The sequence below is a fragment of the Devosia sp. genome, from assembly GCF_048261455.1.
In the GTDB taxonomy this organism is placed as follows: Bacteria; Pseudomonadota; Alphaproteobacteria; order Rhizobiales; family Devosiaceae; genus Devosia_A.
In genome coordinates, this window is sequence record NZ_JBLXGA010000008.1 from 88495 (window position 1) to 106731 (window position 18237).

Consider the following 18237-nt stretch of genomic DNA (forward strand, 5'->3'; position numbering starts at 1 on the left):
GACCGTTTGGGCCGCGATCCTTCATTGGGTCGCGGCCCTTACCAATCTGGCCGTTCCGCCCGGCGCAGCGGACGCCTCACAGGGTGCTCATAAATGCTTCGCTATACCTTGCGCCGCGTCTTGTCGGCGCTGCCCATTGCATTCATTGCAATCACCGTCTGCTTCTTCATCCTGCGTATGGCGCCAGGTGGTCCCTTCGACCGGGAACGCCCGCTGCCGCCGGCCGTGATGAAGAACGTGCTGGCGCACTACAATCTCGACAAGCCGCTGTACGAACAATACTGGCTCTATATCTCGGGCGTGCTGCAGGGCGATTTCGGCCCGTCGATGACGTCATATGATTTTTCGGTCAGCCAGCTGCTCTCGATCGGCCTGCCCTTCACGCTGATGCTGGGCGGCACGGCATTCGTCATCGCCACGTTGATCGGCATTGTCGCCGGAATGGTCGCGGCGGTGCAGCAGAACAAATGGCCGGACTATGTGCTGGTGCTGGTGGTGATGCTGGGCGTCATCGTGCCCAACTTCCTCATGGGGTCGCTGCTGCAGCTGCTGTTCGGCGTCTATCTGAAATGGTTGCCCGCGGGAGGCTGGCCCAGCGGGGGCAGCATCATCCATCTGATCCTGCCAGTCACCGTGCTGGCCTGGCCGCATGCGGCGCGCATTTCGCGGTTGATGCGCGGCTCGATGATCGAAGTGCTGGGCACCAACTACATCCGCACGGCGCAGGCCAAGGGGCTGGGCGACCGGCTGGTGCTGGCCCGACACGCGATCAAGCCGGCGCTGGTGCCGGTGGTCAGCTATCTGGGGCCGGGGCTCAGCTATCTGCTGACGGGTTCGCTGGTGGTCGAGAACATTTTCGGCCTGCCCGGAATCGGGCGCTACTTCATTCAGGCGGCACTCAACCGTGACTACGGCCTCGTGCTCGGCACGACGATCTTCTACGTGCTGCTGATCCTCGTACTCAATCTGATCGTCGACATGGTCTATGCCTGGCTCGATCCCAAGGTGAGGTACCGCTGATGGCCGGGATCACTGGAAAAGACGCCACGCTGACGCGCTATGCCGAGCAGCTGGAAGAGCTGGACGCGCCCAAGGGCCGTTCGCTGACCCAGGACGCCATGCGGCGCCTCATGCGCAACAAGGCGGCCATGGTGTCGCTGTTCATTCTCGCGGCGATCGTCATCATCGCGATCGTGGGGCCGTTCTTCGTGCCCTGGGAGGGGGGGAAGGTCGACTGGACTGCGATCCGCAAGCCGCCTGACTTCGAGAAGATGCACTATCTGGGCACCGACCAGAACGGGCGCGATCTGCTCGCCCGGCTGTTGCAGGGCACGCAGATGTCGCTGATGGTTGCCGGGGTGGCGACCTTCGTCTCGGTGTTCATCGGTGTCGTTTATGGCGCGGTTGCCGGCTACTTTGGCGGTCGGGTCGACGCATTGATGATGCGCTTTGTCGATATCATGTACGCGCTGCCCTACATCCTGTTCGTCATCATCCTGGTCGTGATCTTCGGGCGGTCGCCGATCCTGCTGTTCGTGGGCATCGGTGCGCTTGAGTGGCTGACCATGGCGCGGATCGTGCGCGGGCAAACGCTGACGCTGAAGGAACGCGAGTTCATCGAAGCGGCGAAGGCCGGCGGCGCCAAGCCATGGACCATCATCTGGCGGCATATCCTGCCGAACCTGACCGGGCCGGTGGTGATCTATGCCACGCTGACCATTCCCGAGATTATCATTACCGAGAGCTTCCTGAGCTATCTGGGGCTGGGTGTGCAGGAGCCGCAAACCTCGCTTGGTACGTTGATCTCGAACGGTGCGTCGGTTGCGGAAGTGATGCCCTGGCTGCTGGTCTTCCCGGCCATCGTGCTGATCACCATGCTGCTGTGCCTCACCTATGTCGGTGACGGCCTGCGCGATGCGCTCGACCCGAAGGATCGCTGAGATGAGCAACGTGTTTTCCGTCGAAAATCTCGGCGTCACATTCGAGTTGCACGAATCCGAGGTCGAGGCCGTGCGCGGCCTCAACTTCTCGCTGCAGGCCGGCGAAACCCTGGCCGTGGTGGGCGAGAGCGGGTCGGGCAAGTCGCAGGCCTTCCTCGCCATGATGGGGCTGCTCGCCCGCAACGGGCGGGCTACGGGCAAGGCAATGCTCGGCGATGTCGATCTGATCGGCCTCAAGAAAAGCCGGCTGAACGAAATTCGCGGCCGTGACATCGCGATGATCTTTCAGGATCCGATGACCTCGCTCAACCCCACGTTGCGGATCAAGAAGCAGCTCGCCGAAGTGCTGGTGCGCCACAAGGGGCAGGACCAGACGCAGGCCGAGCGGCAGGCGGTGGAGATGCTCGAGCGGGTCGGTATCCCCGAACCCGGCAAGCGTGCCAATTCCTATCCGCATGAGCTGTCGGGCGGTATGCGCCAGCGCGTCATGATCGCCATGGCGCTGCTGTGTCAGCCGAAAATCCTGATTGCGGACGAACCGACGACAGCGCTCGACGTGACCGTGCAGGCGCAGATGCTGGATCTGTTCAAGTCGCTGACCACTGATTTCGGCACTGCGCTGGTGCTGATCACCCATGACCTTGGCGTTGTTGCCGGTGTCGCCGACAAGATGATGGTCATGTATGGCGGGCGGTGCGTCGAAAAGGGCGCGGTGGACGAGCTGTTTTACGACCCGCGCCACCCATACACTTTGGGACTGCTGCATTCGACGCCACATGTGGCGGTGCGCGCCAAGCGGCTCGACCCGATCCAGGGGCTGCCACCCAGTCTCGAACACCTGCCCAAGGGATGTTCGTTCAATCCGCGCTGTGCCTTTCGCTTTGACAAGTGCCGGGCGGAGCGGCCGCCGCTGGCACCCATCGAGGACGGAACGCGCGAAAAGGCTTGCTGGTATGACGGCAAGCTCGACTATGAAGAGGTGGCATGATGCTGGATCAGCCTGACGATCTGCTGCGCATCGAAAACCTGTCCAAATCCTTCTCGGTCGGCTCCGGCCGGTTGTTCGGCGGTTCGCTGCAGCTGCGCGCCTTGCAGGACATCAGTTTCACGGTCCGCAAGGGCGAGACGCTTGGCATCGTGGGGGAAAGCGGCTGCGGCAAGTCGACCCTCGGCCGCTGCATCCTGCAGTTGCTGTCGCCGGACGAAGGCCGTGTGATGTGGCTGGGCCAGGACATCGCCAACCTGCCGCCCGAAGAGATGCGCAAGCATCGCAGCGACCTGCAGATCATCTTCCAGGATCCTCTGGCCTCGCTCAACCCGCGCATGACGGTGGGCGAGATCATTGCCGATCCGTTGCGGGCCCTGATGCCGGAGCTGAGTGCCAAGGAACGGCGCGGGCGCGTGTTGCGGATCATGGAGGCGGTAGGGTTGCTGCCCGAAATGATCAACCGCTATCCGCACGAATTCTCAGGCGGGCAGGCGCAGCGCATCGGTATCGCGCGGGCGCTGATCACCGAGCCGAAGCTCATCGTCTGCGACGAGCCCGTTTCGGCGCTCGACGTGTCGATCCAGGCGCAGATACTCAATCTGCTGGCCGACCTGAAGGACGAGTTCGGCCTGACGCTGGTGTTCATCTCGCACAATCTGAGCGTTGTCCGGCACGTGTCGGATCGTATCCTGGTGCTTTATCTGGGCCGGGTCGTCGAGCTCGCCGATGGCGACGACATCTACAACGACCCCAAGCATCCCTATACGCGCGCGCTGCTCACTGCGGTGCCGGTGCCAGATCCGAAAAAGGCACGGCAGCGGACGATCGACGGGCTCGCGGGTGAGATCCCGTCACCGATCAATCCACCGTCGGGCTGCACTTTCCGCACCCGCTGCCGGCATGCGCAGGACGTTTGCGCGCAAAAGCGGCCGCCGCTGGAAACCCTCGAGAACGGGCGGCTGGTGGCGTGTCATCGGTGGCGGGAACTGGAGCTGGCTGCGGGCGTCTGAGGCCCGCCGCTGTTTCGGCTCAGTTGACGGAGCGCCGGTCGGTTCCGGAAAAGCCGTCGCGATGGCGCCGGCGGTCGGGGCCGCTGTAGCCGCCGTCGTCGATGAAGCTGCGCGGCGCCTTGAGGATCGACAGCAGTCGCGACTCGATGTGGCGGGCAGAGAACGGCTTGCGCAGGAACTCGGTGATGCCCGCGTCACGCGCCAGAGCGATCTGGTTTGCATTGGGCACCGAGGACATCATGATCACCGGCGTGTCGCGGTTCTGGGCATTCTCGTTGGTCCGCAGCTTGCGGGTCAGGGCGATGCCATTGAGCGGCGCCAGGGTGTCGTCGACCATGATCACGCCGTACTCGGACCGTCCGAGCTCGGTCAATGCCTCAACCGAAGTGGCGCAGACGTGAATCTTGCGGATAGACAGATGCCGCAGCATCTGGACGATCAGGGTCTGCATGTGCGGGCTGGGTTCACACAGCAGGACGTCGAGCTTTTGAATCTGCGCGTTGGACATCTGGCCTCACGTCGCGGTCGGTTGCGGTAAGGTCAAACAACCTACCGGCAGGGACTTGCGAGGCGGTTAATTTCATTGGGGCCGACAATTGCTGTCCAGATCGCGGAAATGGCCGTGTGAGGCGTGTCTCGCCGTTGACACCGGCCGGTTTTGTCCTTATCTCACAGCCTCAATCGAGGGGCGCCGGCGCGCCTTTTTTATTTCGCCCAGAGGTTTCCGCATGAAAGTCACCAATTCGCTCAAGGCTTTGATGGGCCGGCACCGTGCAAATAAGCTGGTGCGCCGTCGTGGTCGTGTCTACATCATCAACAAGGTCGACAAGCGCTTCAAGGCCCGCCAGGGCTAAGCCGCTTTCAGATCATGTTCTGAATACAAAGGGCCCGCTGCGCGGGCCCTTTTGTTTTGCCTGACAGTGGACAGGGAAAGGGCCCGCTTGCGCGGGCCCTTTTCGTTTACTCGGCGAAGGCGGCGATGATGCGCAGCCAGGAGCGGATGCCCTTGTGGTAGCTGCGCACGTCGTATTTCTCGTTGGGCGAGTGGATGCGGTCGTCATCGCGGGCAAAGCCGATGAGCAGGGTGTCGAGGCCCAGCGTTTTCTTGAAATCGCCGGCGACGGGGATCGAGCCGCCGGACCCGATCAGTGCCGCCTCGTTCCCCCATTCGTCCTTCAGCGCCACTGCCGCCTTGCGTAGCAGTTCGCCATCGGTTGGCACGCTCACCGCCGGGCTGCCGCCATGCGGTGCGAAGGTGACGGTCGCGTCCGGGGGCAGGCGGGCTTCGACATGGGCGCGGAAGGCGGCGCGGATCTTGTCGGGCTGCATGTCGGAAACGAGGCGGAAGGAAATTTTGGCGCTGGCCTGGGCCGGGATGACGGTCTTGAAGCCGTCGCCGGTATAGCCGCCAGTGATGCCGTTGATCTCGCAGGTGGGGCGGGCGCGGGTCTGTTCGAGCACGGAGCGGCCTGCTTCGCCTGCGGCCTGGGTCAGGCCGGCGGCGCCGAGGAAACCAGCCTCGTCATAGTTGAGATCGTCCCACTGCTGCTTGATCTCTGCCGGCAGTTCGGCGACGTCGTCGTAGAACCCCTCGATGGCGACGCTACCATCGGGGTTGCGTAGGCTGGCGATGATCTCTGCCAGCACCTGGATAGGGTTGCGGGCGGCATTGCCGTACATGCCCGAGTGCAGGTCATGGCTGGCGCAGGTGATGGTCACTTCGTCGGCGACCATGCCGCGCAGCGTGGTGACGATCGACGGGGTGTCGCGGTCCCACATGTCGGTATCGCACACGAGCGCGATGTCGGCGGCGCCGAGCTCGGCCTTGTTGGCTTCAAGGAACGCCGGCAGGCTTTTCGAGCCTGATTCCTCTTCGCCCTCGAAGAAGATTGTCAGCTTGATCGGCAGCTCCCCATTGGCCGCCTTCCAGGCGCGGCAGGCTTCGACGAAGGTCAGCAGCTGGCCCTTGTCGTCCGAGGTGCCGCGGCCGACCAGCCGGGGACCGTCGGGTGCGTCGAGCAGCGTCATGTCGAAAGGGTCGGTGTGCCACAGCTTCAGCGGATCGACCGGCTGCACGTCGTAATGAGCATAGTAGAGCGCGTGTGTGCCGGTCTCGGTGCCGCCATGCGCGACGACCATGGGATGGCCGGGCGTGTCGCGCAAGCCGGCCTCAAAGCCGAGGCCGTTGAGTTCTGCGACCAGCCATTCGGCGGCCTTGCGGGTCTCGCTGTCGAAGGCCGGGTCGGTCGAGATCGACTTGATGGCGATCAGGGTCTTCAGGCGCGCGATGCTGCCATCGAGATTCTGATCGGCCTGGGCGAGGGCGGCGTCGAGCGCTGAGGTCATGGGGCGGTCCTGGGTGATCCTGGAGAAGGGATACGCGGACCACCCGCAGACGAGCCGCGTATAGCTGAACTAGAGGTGGCGGCGGCTCACGACGAGCCGGCGCCATCCTGACGGACAAAGGCGATGCGCAGCATATTGGTGGCGCCCGGTGTGCCGAGCGGCACGCCGGCGGTGATCGCAATGCGGTCACCGGGGCGGGCAAGGCCCTCCTGATAGGCGAGCACGCAGGCCCGATCGACCATGTCTTCGAGGTTCACCGCATCCGGGCTTTCGACGCAATGCACGCCCCACACGACCGACAGGCGGCGCACGGTGCGATGATTTGGCGAGAGCGCCAGGATCGGCTTGGAGGGGCGCTCGCGCGCCGCGCGGATCGCCGTCGAGCCCGACGAGGTGTAGGTGACGATGGCGGCCAGATCGAGCGTCTCGGCCACCTGCCGGGTTGCCGCGGAAATCGCGTCGGCGGCGGTGGCTTCGGGCTCGGCAGCCTGGGCGCGGATGATGTCGCGATAGTTGATGTCGTTTTCGACCGAGACGGCAACCTTGTCCATCATGGAGACGGCCTCGACCGGGTATTGGCCCGAGGCGCTCTCGGCCGACAGCATGACGGCGTCGGCACCTTCGAACACGGCGATCGAGACGTCAGACACTTCGGCGCGGGTCGGCACCGGCGAGGTGATCATCGATTCCAGCATCTGGGTGGCGACGACCACAGGCTTGCCGTAGCGGCGGGCGATACGCAGCATACGCTTTTGCAGGCCCGGTACCTGTTCGATCGGCATTTCGACGCCGAGATCGCCACGCGCCACCATGAAGGCGTCGCACAGCTTGATGATTTCCTCGAGCCGTTCGACGGCCTGAGGCTTTTCGATCTTGGCCATCACCCCGGCGCGGCCCTGGACGACCTTGCGGATGTCGATGATGTCCTCGGGGCGCTGCACGAAGCTGACGGCGATCCAGTCCGCTTCGGCTTCGAGGCCCTTGAGCAGATCGGCGTGATCCTTCTCGGTCAGGGCGCCCATGGGCAGCAGCGTATCGGGCAGGCTGACGCCCTTGCGATCAGAAAGCTTGCCGCCGTAGATGACTTCGGTCTCGACCGCGCCATTGCCGATCTTGGTGGCCTTGAGCTGCAGCTTGCCATCGTCGAGCAGCAGGCGGTCGCCCACGGACACGGAATCGAGGATTTCCGGATGCGGCAGGTAGACGCGGCTGGCGGTGCCCGGCTCGTCCTTGCTGTCGAGGGTGAAGCTCTCGCCCTGCACCAGTTCGACGGCACCGTCGGCGAAGCGACCGACGCGCAGCTTGGGGCCCTGCAGATCGACGAGCACGCCGAGCGGATGGCCGGTGCGCTTTTCAACGCTGCGAATATAGCCGACCGTCTGCATCAGCAGCTCGTGGCTCGCGTGGCTCATGTTGATACGGAACACGTCCGCACCGGCCCGCGCCAACTTTTCAATCATCGCCTCGTCGTGGGAGGCGGGACCCAGAGTGGCGACGATCTTCACGCGTCTCATGCGTTTCATTCGATTGAGCACCCTTTAATCGATGGAAATGTTCATGCCGTCCGAGGGGAGATCGCCTTCCAGCGGCCCTGTATCCACCCCGTCGGACCCACCGCTGACGACATCGCCGTCAATCAGCTGCAAGGTCCAGTTGCTTTTGTTCTGGGTGTCGACTTCGAAGAACCCGGTGCGTTCGTAGCCGCGTGCAAGGCAATCCTCAACCCCGAAGATGGTGAAGGTCTCGTCGCGCGTGCACATGAAGTTCGTGCCGTCCCAGACGCCACCGCCGATATCGTCGGCGGCGAAGATGTAATAATAGCGTGCATCGAGCCGTCCGTTATAGACGGTCTGGCACTCCCTCGGGCCAGCGACCCACCAGCCTTCCGACTGCCAGCCGCGCGGCGCCTTGTAGCCGAGCGCCACCGAAACGGCGTTGGCCGTCTCGTTGCAGACGCGCAGGCTGCCTTCGCCATTGTCATCGGCGCCAAGCTCGGGTGCCGGTGCAGGATCGGATACGGGTATCGTTTCGGGGGCGGGCTGTTCGACGACGGTCGCGGTCTCGCTGCCGGGTTCGGCGCGGGGCAGCAGCATCCAGACGGAGACTGCGATAATGATGGCGACCAGCAAGCCCGAAATGGCCAGAATGTAGCGCAAGGAACCGTCCGGCTATCGTGCGTGAAAACGTTTGCAGCGCGGTGGAGTTGTGCGCACCAGCCCCGCTGGCTGTCAACCGGTAAACGGTGGGTTTGACCGAAATGCGGGCGCGGCGAGCGCAGATGTGGATTGGAGCCGAAGGGTCTTGAACCGGAAGCGCCAAACCGGTTCAACGGGCGGAATCATCAAGAAGGTATCGTCATGTCCACCGTAAACTCCGATAGCGTCGCCCAGGATCAGCTGCGCGCCTTCATCGAGCGTATCGAACGGCTCGAGGAAGAAAAGCAGACCATCGCCGACGACATCAAGGAAGTGTATGCCGAAGCCAAGGGCAATGGTTTCGACACCAAGGTGCTGCGCCAGATCGTCAGGATCCGTAAGCAGGACCAGAACGAGCGCATGGAGCAGGAAGCGCTGCTCGAGCTCTATATGTCCGCGCTGGGCATGGCTGCGGCTCCGCCGGAAAGCGCCTGATCCGGGCTGCCGGAAGCGGCAATTTCCGGCTTTTCCATAGGACCAGTTCAAATCCAGTCAGAAAAATGTCATGGTCCGCCGCAGACGGGGGAGCTGATGGATTTCGTTGATCTGGTGGCCGATCTGAAGGCCCGGTTTGCCGCGGGTGACGCGACACTACCGCTGAACCGGCGGCTCCGCCTCGCGCTGGAAGCCGCGATTGCCGAGCATGTGCTGAAGCGCGGCGCGCTGCTGCCCGGCGAGCGGCTGCTGGCCGAAGGGCTGGGGCTGTCGCGCGTCACCGTGCGGCGAACGATCGAAGACATGGTCGCCGACGGGTTGTTGCGCCGGCGGCAGGGGGCGCGGACCGAGGTCAGCTCGCCGGTCGAGAAATCGCTCTCCAACCTCACCAGTTTTTCCGAGGATATGGTGTCGCGCGGGGTCGAGCCCGGCGCGGTCTGGCTGTCGCGCGAACTGACGCGGCCATCGCCCGCCGAGATGATGGCGCTGGGCATTCCCGCGACCGAAAACGTGATACGCCTCAAGCGCATCCGGACCGGCGACGGGGTGCCGATCGCGGTCGAAACCTCGACGGTGCCGGCGCGCTTCCTGCCCAGCCCCGACCTCGTGGCGGACTCGCTTTACGAGGTGCTGACGGCGCGCGACTGCCTGCCCGAACGCGCGTTGCAGCGCATGCGCTCGCGCCCGGCAACGGCCAATGATGCCGAATTGCTGCGCTGCGACGTCGGGGCGCCGCTGCTGGTGGTCGACCGGCGCTGCTTCCTGCCCGACGGGCAGATCGTCGAACTCAGCGAGACCCGCTATAGCGGCGACGCCTATGACTTCGTGATCGAGCTGAATCGATAATACCAGTTATTTAACTGGTTGCATTCTGGTATGGCGCCGATATCGTATTCCGGAACACGGGGAATACGATTGCTACTGGATACGCTCAAACAGGGTCTGCTGGTTTCGTGCCAACCGGTAACGGGTGGCCCGATGGATACGGCCGATGTCGTCGTCGGCTTCGCACGGGCTGCCGAACTGGGCGGGGCGCAGGCGCTGCGGATCGAGTCCGCGCCCTATCTGCGCGCCGTGCGGCCTGTCACCGAACTGCCGATCGTCGGCATCGTCAAACGTGACCTCGATAACAGCGAGGTGCGGATCACGCCGTTTCTCAGCGACGTCGCCGACCTGTGCGATGCGGGTGCCGATATCGTCGGGTTCGACGCGACCGACCGGGTGCGCCCGGTGCCGGTGGCCGAGCTGATTGCCGCCATCCACGCCCGCGGCAAGCTGGCGATGGCTGATTGTTCCAGCTTTGAAGACGCCGAGCGGGCGTTGGCAGCCGGCGCCGATTGCGTCGGGACGACGCTCTCGGGCTATGTCGGCGGGCCGATCCCCGATGCGCCCGATCTCGCGCTGATTTCCCGGATGCGGGAGCTGACGCCCTATGTGATCGCCGAGGGCCGGATCAAGACGACCGAGCATGCGGCCGAAGCGGTGCGGCGCGGCGCACATATGGTCGTCGTCGGCTCGGCCATCACCCGTACCGAGCACGTGACGGAGTGGTTCAAGGCCGCCGTCACCAAGGCCAAGGCGGAAATGACCGGGGAGGCAACGACGCTCGCCATCGATATCGGCGGCAGCAAAATCCTCGCGGCGCTGGTGAAGGGCGGCGAGGTGCTCGACGAAGTGCAGCGCGCCACCGACCCGCAGGCCGGGCCGGACGCCTGGCTGGCAACGATCGCCGAGGCGACCGCCGCATGGCGCGGCCGCTACCAGCGGGTGGGCGCTGCCGTTACTGGAATGATCCATGACGGCATCTGGATGGCGCTCAACCGGGTGACATTGCCGTTGCCCGACAACTACCGGCTGGCCGACCGGATGAGCGAGATTTTCGGCGTGCCCGCGCTGGCGCAGAACGATGCGCAGTCGGCGGCCTGGGGCGAATATCGCTTCGGCGCCGGGGCCGGCGAGGACATGGTGTTTCTGACCATTTCCACCGGCATCGGCGGCGGCATCGTGGTCAATGGCAAGCTGCTGGGCGGGCTCGCCGGGCACTACGGCATCCTGCGCGCCCCATCGACCGACCCGGCCTACCCGATAGAGGACGAAGTCTCCGGCCGCTGGATGGCGCGTCAGGCCGAACTGGCCGGGGCGCCGGGCGATGCGGCGCATGTTTTCGCGCGCGCCGCGGAGGGCGCGCCGTGGGCGGACGAGATTCTCTCCCGCTCGGCCGCACGCGTCGCACTGCTTTGCCAGGATATCCAGCTGACGCTCGATCCGCGCCGCATCGTCATCGGCGGCGGCATCGGCATGGCCGAGGGCTATCTGGCGCGGATCCGCGCGCAGCTGCCCGATCTGGGGCCGCGTCTCAAACCCGAAATCGTGGCGGCCCGCTGTGGCCGTCATGCCGGCGCGATCGGCGTTGCCGATCTCGCGACTTCGCAATGAAACCGACATTTGTGGAAGGGATGAATGTTCATGCATAGCAATACCAAGCTCACCGTGCTTGCGGCGCTCGCCGCAGGTCTGATGTCCACCACCGTCAGCCAGGCGGCCGTTACCGTCCTTGGCTGGCCGGGCGGCTCGGAAGAGACCGCGCTCAGGGCTGCGGCCGAGGCCTATAACGGGCTCGAAAGCACAGCCGAAGACGACAAGGTCGACCTGATCTTTTTCAATCGCGACGGCTTCTACGACAAGCTGCAGGCCGATATGGCCGCCGGCAGCGACGCGTTCGACATCAACCTGATCGCCACCTATTCGATCGGCAAGTTCGCGCCCTATATGGAGCCGGTGGATCTCGGCCCCGATGCCGTCAGCACCTATGGCGATGCCGTGCTGACCACAATGCAGTACGAAGGCGAGCAGTATGGCGTGCCGACCGACCTGTCGCTGCACTTCATGTATTATCGCAAGGACCTGATGGACGCGCTGATGGCCGATGATGCGGCCAAGGCGAAATATGCCGAGATCAGCGAAAAGGTGCTGGGCACGGCAATGGAGCCCAAGGCACCGGAAGAGTGGACCTGGGACGACTGGGCCGCGACGGCGCTCTATTTCTCCAAGTCGCAGAACCCGGACAGCCCGGTGCGCTACGGCACCGTGCTGCAGTTGAAGAACCTGCTGTTCAACATGATGGTGTTCCAGTCGCTGCCGCGCGCCTATGGCGCCGACTGGATGGATGCCGATGGCAATATCACCGTCGATTCCGACGCCTATCGCACCGGTCTCGAACTCTACAAGACGCTCTACGACGCCGGCGCTTCGCCCAAGGATTCGCTGAGCTATGAATATGCCGAGACCAATGCGGCGTTCATTGCCGGTCAGGTCGCGACGGCGCTGCAGTGGAACGCGGCGGCAGGTGAACTGACCAATCCGGAAACGGCACCGGCCGTCGCCGACTCGGTCGGCATCGTCGCGCCGCCCAGCGGGCCGGAAGGCCGGTTCGACCATATCCACGGCCTCGGGCTGGGGCTCAACAAGAATGCCGCGAACAAGGACGGCGCGATCAAGTTCCTGCGCTGGCTCGCTACCGAAGATGCGGCGCTGCTCTATGCCCGCAACGGTGGCTCGCCGGCGCTGACGCCCGATGTCGTCGCCAAGGTTGCCGAGGAGCGGCCGGATCTGGTCACGCTCGGTGAGTTCGCCGGATATGGCTATGTGATGAACGGCGCCACATCGGCCAACGCCCTGCCGGTTTATGAGCTGCAGGCCAAGGAGTTCACCGGCTACTGGTCGGGTCAGCAGGACCTCGACACGACGCTCGCCAACACGGCGGCGGGCATGGAAGAGCTGCTGAAATAAGCCACTGACGTCGGGGGCGGACGGTTCGCTGTCCGCCCTTTTTTCTTGTCCTTCAACGCCCGGAGCCGATGTGAGCGCTAACCGATCCACTGCCGGAACCCCGTTCGAATGGCGCGTGCTGCTGACGCCGCTGGTCGTTTTCCTGCTGCTGTTCCTCGGCTTTCCGGTGCTGGTCGACCTCGTCTATTCGGTGTCGCAGGTGACGTTTCAGACCCTGCGTAGCCCGCAGATTGCCGGGTTCGGCAATTATCTTGAGGTGCTGGGCGACGATGCATTCTGGCGGGCGGCCGGGTTTTCGCTGCGCTTCGGCATCCTGACGGCGCTGGCCGAATGCGGCATCGCGCTGTTCCTCGTCATCCTGCTGGCGCCTTTGCTCGAAAAGCACTCCTGGCTGCTGGCACCGCTGATGCTGCCGCTGATGGTGGCACCCGCCATGGTCGGCCTGATGTACCGGCTGGTGCTGCACGAATTTGCCGGGCCGCTGCCCTATTATCTCTATATGTGGTTCGGCGACACGCCGGCCTTTCTCGATGCCGACAGCGCGTTCTGGACCGTTTCGGTGGTCGAGACGCTGCAATGGACGCCGTTCGCCTTCCTCCTGCTCTATGTCGCCTATGAGGCCGTGCCCGAAGAGGTGCGGCAGGCGGCGGGCCTCGATGGCGCGGGCGGCTGGGATATCCTGCGCTATATCGATCTGCCGCTGATGGGGCCGACACTGGTCGTCGCCTTTTTCATCCGCTTCATCGACGGCTTCCGGGTGTTCGACAATGTCTACACGCTGGTCGGGGCCGGGCCGGGCGGCGTCACCGCCTCGCTGCCGATCTATATCTACGAGGCGTTTTTCAAGCAGGGCGCCATCGGCAAGGCAGTCGCCGCCTCGGTGCTGCTGTTCGTCGTGTCCTTCGCGGTGCTGTTTGCGCTCGACTGGGCCGGACGCCGGTTTTCGACGCGGGAGGCAAACTGATGCGGATCGTGCGCTGGATCGTCTATCTCGTCGCCATCGTGGCGCTCAATGCGCCGGTCATCGTCACGCTGGTCACCGCGTTCAAGAGCCCCAGGGAACTGTCGCTCAACCCCGGGCTGACCATCGCCCAGCCGGTGATCGACAACTTCGCCAAGGTGCTGCAGGTCACCGACCGGCTGAACATCTTCGCCTATCTCGGCAATTCGCTCGTGGTGGCGCTGATCGGTTCGGCGCTGGCGCTGGTGCTGGCCATTCCCGCGGCTTTTGCGATTTCGCGCGGCGGGCTGGGGCGGCGCTATCTGCTGCCGGCGGTGGTCAATCTCAGGGCCGTGCCGCTGATCATTTTCGCCATCCCGATCTACATGATGTTCCAGTGGGTCGGACTGCTCGACACGCAGATCGGGCTGGGGCTGATCCTCACCATCGTCAACCTGCCGCTGACGCTGGTGCTGATGGTCAACGGCATATCCGATGTGCCGATGGAGCTCGACGAGGCGGCGCGGATCGACGGCGCCAGCACCTGGCAGCTCATCGTGCGGGTCATCGTGCCGGTCTGCCGGCCGGCGATCATCACGGCCTTCATCTTCGGTTTTATCACCGCGTGGAACGAGTTCCTGTTCGGCCTGATGCTGACGACATCGAAAGCGGTACCGATGACGGTCGGCGCCTCGTTCTTTTTCGCGGCCTCCGGCGGCGGCGTACAATGGGGGCTGGCCTCGGCGGTGATGATCGTGGGCGCGCTGCCGCCGATGCTGCTCGGGCTCGTCATGTACAAGCAGATCTCGGGGTCGATGACGGCGGGTGCGGTGAAGGGCTGAGGTTCAGTCGGGAAGTGCCCAGCACTCGGTGTCATCCCGGGCTCGACCCGGGATCCAACCTGAGATGGAGCAACCATCTGCGCATGCTGAACGATCGCGGGATGGGGCCCGGCCTGCGCCGGGGGGACACCGAGTGTGGGGCTGGTCCGGTGCCTACTCGGCGGCCACGGCTTCCGGTGCATCGGGATCGCCGGGGGCGGTTTCGCTGCCGAGATCGGGGAAGGCGAGGATGCGGCCGGTCTTGCCTTCCATGCGGCTGACGATCAGGTCGCGTTCCTCGAAATAGGTAATCAGCCGGCGGGCGCGGCCCAGCGAATGCGTGCCATAGACCCGCGCGATGGCGGCGTCGGAGGGGCAGGGCTCGTTGGCGACAGCCGCGCGCGCGAGCATCAGGAAGACGCCCTGCAGGTCATCGGTGAGGCTCAGCGACAGCTCGAGCGCCGCCTTCCAGCCCTCGGTCTCGGCCAGTTCGCCATCGACGCCGGCCTTGGCGACGGCAATGTGGCGCCGAAACTCGGGCAGGCTCATCTGCTCGCCGCGCAGCCGGCGGATGCGGCAGCGGACGAGAAAATCCTGGTATAGCACCGCGGTCGACTTGAAGCCGGCGTTCGGATCGCCGAGCACTTCGGCCAGCACCTGATTGGTCATTGCAGTGCGCTCTTCAGGCGTCGTGGTATCGGGCACGCGTTCACGCGGGGCGGGCGACAGGTCGGGCTGGGGCCTGGCAAGTTGCGCCATGAGGTCGGCAGCGGGCACCGGCTGGGGGCGCGCCATGGGGCGTGGCGGGGTCTTGATCTCCTCGGGCGTGAAGGAGAAGACCAGGTCGTGGGTATCTTCTCCGACCTCGGGAAGCGGCATCAGCTTGGGACTGGTCGAGCGCGCCGAGGTTTCGACGGCGCCGATGGTCACCGGGATCGGCCGGCGGCTCAGTGCCGGGCCGAGCGCGATGAAGCGGCCGCGCTGCAGATCGCGGAACATTTCCGCCTGGCGGCGTTCCATGCCGAGCAGATCGGCGGCGCGGGCCATGTCGATATCGAGGAAGGTGCGGCCCATCAGGAAGTTCGACGCTTCCGCGGCGACGTTTTTAGCTAGTTTCGCAAGGCGCTGCGTGGCGATGACGCCGGCAAGGCCGCGCTTGCGGCCGCGGCACATCAGATTGGTCATGGCGCCCAGCGAGGCACGCCGGGCGGTCTCCGACACCTCGCCGCCACCGGCGGGGGCGAACAGCTGCGCTTCGTCGACCACAACGAGCACCGGATACCAATGGTCGCGATCGGCATCGAACAGCCCGTTGAGAAAGGTTGCGGCCGCAAGCATCTGCTGCTCGGCGTCGAGCCCTTCGAGATTAAGGACCGCCGAGACGCGGTGCTGGCGGATGCGGGTGGCGATGGCGATCAGTTCGCCTTCGGTGCGTTCGGCGTCGACGACGACATGGCCGAACCGGTCCGACAGGGTGACGAAATCGCCCTCGGGATCGATGATGATCTGCTGCACATGCGCGGCGGATTGCTCGAGCAGGCGCCGCAGCAGGTGCGACTTTCCCGAACCGGAATTGCCCTGCACGAGCAGCCGCGTCGCCAGCAATTCTTCAAGGTCGAGCGGCGTTGTGCGCCCGCCGTCGCCCATGCCCATGTCGATGGCTATCTGCATGGGTTCTGGGTACCAGATTCGCTGCCATGGCAAGTGGCGGATTCACAGCAGTGACCGGACAACCCGCAGCAATTGGTTGTTTTTGCCGGGTTCTTCATCGCAGGGTTGATCGCGCTGAGGCGTTGGCCGAGGTGGCGGGTTACCCCACCACCTTCTCGCTGGCGTCGATGCCGAGGGTGTCGAGCACGGTGGCGACGATGCCGGCGCGGTCGAGGCCGGCGTCGGCGTACATGTCGTTCATGCCGGCCTGCTCTATGAAGGTGTCGGGCATCATCAGCGGGCGGAAGCGCAGCTTGCCGTCGAGCTTGCCGTTAGCGGCGAGCCAGGTGGCGACATGGCTGCCGAAGCCGCCGATCCCCCCTTCCTCGACGGTGATCAGCACATCGTGCTCTTCGGCCAGCTTGGCCAGCATTCCGGTATCGAGCGGCTTCAAGAACCGCGCATCGGCGATGGTCGGGTTGAGGCCATAGGCGGCGAGCTTTTCGCCCGCGGCGAGCACCTCGCCCAGCCGGCTGCCGAGCGACAGGATGGCGACGGTCTTGCCCTGCTGCATGATGCGGCCCTTGCCGATCTCCAGCACGCTGCCGCGCTCGGGCAGGTCGACGCCGAGCCCTTCTCCGCGCGGATAGCGGAAGGCGATGGGGCCATCGTCATAGGCAGTGGCGGTCGCCACCATGTGGCGCAGTTCGGCTTCGTCGCCGGCGGCCATCACCACGATATTGGGAATGGCGCCGAGATAGGCGAGATCGTAATTGCCGGCGTGGGTCGGGCCGTCGGCGCCGACATAGCCAGCCCGATCGATGGCGAAACGCACGGGCAGGTTCTGCACCGCAACGTCGTGGATCACCTGATCATAGGCGCGCTGCAGGAAGGTCGAATATATGGCGCAGAAGGGGCGCATGCCCTCAGTTGCCATGCCCGCTGCGAAGGTCACCGCGTGCTGTTCGGCTATGCCCACGTCGAAGATGCGGGTGGGGAAGAGATCGGCGAACTTGTCGAGCCCGGTGCCGTTCGGCATGGCCGCGGTCACCGCGACCACCCGTTCGTCGTCCTTGGCTTCAGCGATCAGGCTCTGCGCGAAGATCGAGGTGTAGCTCGGGGCGTTGGACGGCGTCTTGGCCTGGGCGCCGGTGATGACGTTGAATTTCGACACGCCGTGATATTTGTCGGTCGAGTTCTCGGCCGGGGCGTAGCCCTTGCCCTTGGTGGTGACGGCGTGGATCAGCACGGGGCCGGTGTCGGATTCCTTGACGTTTTCGAGCACGTCGAGCAGGTCCGGCAGGTTATGGCCATCGATCGGGCCGACGTAGAAAAAGCCGAGCTCTTCGAACAGCGTGCCGCCGGTGATGAAGGAGCGGGCGAATTCCTCCGTCTTTCGCGCCGTCTCGTGGATAATCCGCGGCATCTTGCCGGTGATCGATTTGGCGGTGTCGCGCAGTCCACGATAGGTCGGGCCGGAGACCAGCTTGGCGAGATAGGAGCGCAGCGCGCCGGTGGGCGGCGCGATCGACATGTCGTTGTCGTTGAGGATGACGATCAGCCGCGCATCCCTGGCGCCGGCATTGTTCAGCGCTTCATAGGCCATGCCTGCCGACATGGCGCCATCGCCGATCACCGAGATGACGAAGCGCTCTTCGTTCTTCAGCTCGGAGGCGACGGCCATGCCGAGCCCGGCAGAAATCGACGTCGAGGAATGCCCAGCGCCGAATGGGTCGAATGGGCTTTCCTGGCGGCGAGTGAAACCGCTCAGACCGTCCTTCTGCCGCAGGGTGCGAATGCGGTCGCGGCGGCCGGTCAGCACCTTGTGCGGATAGCACTGGTGGCCAACGTCCCAGATGATTCGATCATCGGGTGTGTTGAACGTGGCGTGCAGCGCGACGGTCAGCTCGACCACGCCGAGCCCGGCGCCGAGATGCCCTCCGGTCACCGAAACGGCGTCGATCACCTCGTCGCGCAGTTCCCCCGCGAGCGTCGTAAGCTCCTCACGGCTGAGGGACTTGAGGTCAGCAGGGTCGTTGATACGATCGAGCAGTGGGGTTCTCGGCTTGGTCAAGAGGGCCGATCCTTGCGGCTGTTAAGTGGTTTAAACTTAGAGCCTGCCG

The 18237-nt window shown here is 64.7% G+C and carries 17 protein-coding genes; 11 read left to right on the top strand and 6 right to left on the bottom strand.

Going from position 1 to position 18237, the window contains the following annotated elements:
- The first annotated feature begins 93 nt into the window (after nucleotides 1-93).
- From ACN0TK_RS10475 to ACN0TK_RS10490, 4 genes are read left to right on the top strand one after another with little or no spacing between them, the layout of a single operon-like run.
- Nucleotides 94-1020 (top strand): ABC transporter permease, encoded by a 927-nt coding sequence (locus ACN0TK_RS10475; RefSeq protein ID WP_417309433.1) that lies wholly within the window; start codon nucleotides 94-96, stop codon nucleotides 1018-1020.
- Nucleotides 1020-1940 carry an ABC transporter permease gene (locus ACN0TK_RS10480; protein WP_417309434.1) on the top strand — a complete coding sequence of 307 codons (921 nt, stop codon included), beginning with the start codon at nucleotides 1020-1022 and terminating at the stop codon, nucleotides 1938-1940. The genes ACN0TK_RS10475 and ACN0TK_RS10480 overlap by 1 nt, the downstream gene beginning before the upstream one ends.
- Nucleotide 1941: 1 nt before the next feature.
- Complete coding sequence (locus ACN0TK_RS10485; protein ID WP_417309435.1) at nucleotides 1942-2928, top strand: ABC transporter ATP-binding protein; 987 nt, start codon at nucleotides 1942-1944, stop codon at nucleotides 2926-2928.
- Complete coding sequence (locus ACN0TK_RS10490) at nucleotides 2928-3938, top strand: ABC transporter ATP-binding protein (protein ID WP_417309521.1); 1011 nt, start codon at nucleotides 2928-2930, stop codon at nucleotides 3936-3938. Before ACN0TK_RS10485 ends, ACN0TK_RS10490 begins: the two co-directional genes overlap by 1 nt.
- A 19-nt stretch (nucleotides 3939-3957) precedes the next feature.
- On the opposite strand, the gene ACN0TK_RS10495 is transcribed toward ACN0TK_RS10490, so the two are convergent.
- Nucleotides 3958-4446: a response regulator gene (locus ACN0TK_RS10495; protein ID WP_417309436.1), complete on the bottom strand. Its 489-nt coding sequence runs from the start codon at nucleotides 4444-4446 to the stop codon at nucleotides 3958-3960.
- Between the two features lie 220 nt (nucleotides 4447-4666).
- Here ACN0TK_RS10495 and ykgO point away from each other — a divergent pair, with 220 nt between their 5' ends.
- The gene (ykgO, locus tag ACN0TK_RS10500) at nucleotides 4667-4792 is read left to right on the top strand and encodes a type B 50S ribosomal protein L36 (protein WP_417309437.1); all 126 of its coding nucleotides are present in this window, start codon (nucleotides 4667-4669) and stop codon (nucleotides 4790-4792) included.
- Between the two features lie 106 nt (nucleotides 4793-4898).
- Here the strand turns inward: ykgO and ACN0TK_RS10505 are convergent, their stop codons facing one another.
- The 3 genes from ACN0TK_RS10505 to ACN0TK_RS10515 form a co-directional block, all read right to left on the bottom strand.
- A complete protein-coding gene (locus ACN0TK_RS10505; protein ID WP_417309438.1) occupies nucleotides 4899-6284 on the bottom strand; it encodes a M20/M25/M40 family metallo-hydrolase in 1386 nt (461 codons plus the stop codon).
- 86 nt (nucleotides 6285-6370) lie between these two features.
- Nucleotides 6371-7807: a pyruvate kinase gene (pyk, locus tag ACN0TK_RS10510; RefSeq protein ID WP_417309439.1), complete on the bottom strand. Its 1437-nt coding sequence runs from the start codon at nucleotides 7805-7807 to the stop codon at nucleotides 6371-6373.
- Nucleotides 7808-7822: 15 nt separating this feature from the next.
- Nucleotides 7823-8440, bottom strand: a complete 618-nt coding sequence (locus ACN0TK_RS10515) for a DUF1036 domain-containing protein (RefSeq protein ID WP_417309440.1) — start codon at nucleotides 8438-8440, stop codon at nucleotides 7823-7825.
- A gap of 201 nt (nucleotides 8441-8641) precedes the next feature.
- Here ACN0TK_RS10515 and ACN0TK_RS10520 point away from each other — a divergent pair, with 201 nt between their 5' ends.
- The 6 genes from ACN0TK_RS10520 to ACN0TK_RS10545 all read left to right on the top strand — a co-directional run bounded on the left by ACN0TK_RS10520 (nucleotide 8642) and on the right by ACN0TK_RS10545 (nucleotide 14485).
- Nucleotides 8642-8914, top strand: a complete 273-nt coding sequence (locus ACN0TK_RS10520) for a DUF2312 domain-containing protein (protein ID WP_417309441.1) — start codon at nucleotides 8642-8644, stop codon at nucleotides 8912-8914.
- A 96-nt stretch (nucleotides 8915-9010) separates the two neighbouring features.
- Nucleotides 9011-9760 carry a GntR family transcriptional regulator gene (locus tag ACN0TK_RS10525; protein ID WP_417309442.1) on the top strand — a complete coding sequence of 250 codons (750 nt, stop codon included), beginning with the start codon at nucleotides 9011-9013 and terminating at the stop codon, nucleotides 9758-9760.
- Between the two features lie 30 nt (nucleotides 9761-9790).
- On the top strand, nucleotides 9791-11350 hold the full coding sequence (locus ACN0TK_RS10530; RefSeq protein WP_417309443.1) for a putative N-acetylmannosamine-6-phosphate 2-epimerase: 1560 nt from the start codon (nucleotides 9791-9793) through the stop codon (nucleotides 11348-11350).
- A 30-nt stretch (nucleotides 11351-11380) separates the two neighbouring features.
- Entirely contained in the window at nucleotides 11381-12703 is a 1323-nt protein-coding gene (locus ACN0TK_RS10535) for an ABC transporter substrate-binding protein (RefSeq protein WP_417309444.1), read from the top strand.
- A 70-nt stretch (nucleotides 12704-12773) separates the two neighbouring features.
- Nucleotides 12774-13667: a carbohydrate ABC transporter permease gene (locus ACN0TK_RS10540; protein WP_417309445.1), complete on the top strand. Its 894-nt coding sequence runs from the start codon at nucleotides 12774-12776 to the stop codon at nucleotides 13665-13667.
- Nucleotides 13664-14485 carry a carbohydrate ABC transporter permease gene (locus ACN0TK_RS10545; RefSeq protein WP_417309522.1) on the top strand — a complete coding sequence of 274 codons (822 nt, stop codon included), beginning with the start codon at nucleotides 13664-13666 and terminating at the stop codon, nucleotides 14483-14485. The genes ACN0TK_RS10540 and ACN0TK_RS10545 overlap by 4 nt, the downstream gene beginning before the upstream one ends.
- Nucleotides 14486-14638: 153 nt before the next feature.
- On the opposite strand, the gene ACN0TK_RS10550 is transcribed toward ACN0TK_RS10545, so the two are convergent.
- Nucleotides 14639-16135 carry a helicase HerA domain-containing protein gene (locus tag ACN0TK_RS10550; RefSeq protein WP_417309446.1) on the bottom strand — a complete coding sequence of 499 codons (1497 nt, stop codon included), beginning with the start codon at nucleotides 16133-16135 and terminating at the stop codon, nucleotides 14639-14641.
- A gap of 139 nt (nucleotides 16136-16274) precedes the next feature.
- The gene (dxs, locus tag ACN0TK_RS10555) at nucleotides 16275-18188 is read right to left on the bottom strand and encodes a 1-deoxy-D-xylulose-5-phosphate synthase (protein WP_417309447.1); all 1914 of its coding nucleotides are present in this window, start codon (nucleotides 18186-18188) and stop codon (nucleotides 16275-16277) included.
- Between the last annotated feature and the right edge of the window lie 49 nt (nucleotides 18189-18237).

Bases quoted from the DNA above. Each gene is read 5' to 3' on its own strand.
- ACN0TK_RS10475 (WP_417309433.1), top strand. From the start codon at position 94: ATGCTTCGCTATACCTTGCGCCGCGTCTTGTCGGCGCTGCCCATTGCA.
- ACN0TK_RS10480 (WP_417309434.1), top strand. From the start codon at position 1,020: ATGGCCGGGATCACTGGAAAAGACGCCACGCTGACGCGCTATGCCGAG.
- ACN0TK_RS10485 (WP_417309435.1), top strand. From the start codon at position 1,942: ATGAGCAACGTGTTTTCCGTCGAAAATCTCGGCGTCACATTCGAGTTG.
- ACN0TK_RS10490 (WP_417309521.1), top strand. From the start codon at position 2,928: ATGCTGGATCAGCCTGACGATCTGCTGCGCATCGAAAACCTGTCCAAA.
- ACN0TK_RS10495 (WP_417309436.1), bottom strand. From the start codon at position 4,446: ATGTCCAACGCGCAGATTCAAAAGCTCGACGTCCTGCTGTGTGAACCC.
- ykgO (WP_417309437.1), top strand. From the start codon at position 4,667: ATGAAAGTCACCAATTCGCTCAAGGCTTTGATGGGCCGGCACCGTGCA.
- ACN0TK_RS10505 (WP_417309438.1), bottom strand. From the start codon at position 6,284: ATGACCTCAGCGCTCGACGCCGCCCTCGCCCAGGCCGATCAGAATCTC.
- pyk (WP_417309439.1), bottom strand. From the start codon at position 7,807: ATGAAACGCATGAGACGCGTGAAGATCGTCGCCACTCTGGGTCCCGCC.
- ACN0TK_RS10520 (WP_417309441.1), top strand. From the start codon at position 8,642: ATGTCCACCGTAAACTCCGATAGCGTCGCCCAGGATCAGCTGCGCGCC.
- ACN0TK_RS10525 (WP_417309442.1), top strand. From the start codon at position 9,011: ATGGATTTCGTTGATCTGGTGGCCGATCTGAAGGCCCGGTTTGCCGCG.
- ACN0TK_RS10530 (WP_417309443.1), top strand. From the start codon at position 9,791: ATGGCGCCGATATCGTATTCCGGAACACGGGGAATACGATTGCTACTG.
- ACN0TK_RS10535 (WP_417309444.1), top strand. From the start codon at position 11,381: ATGCATAGCAATACCAAGCTCACCGTGCTTGCGGCGCTCGCCGCAGGT.
- ACN0TK_RS10550 (WP_417309446.1), bottom strand. From the start codon at position 16,135: ATGCAGATAGCCATCGACATGGGCATGGGCGACGGCGGGCGCACAACG.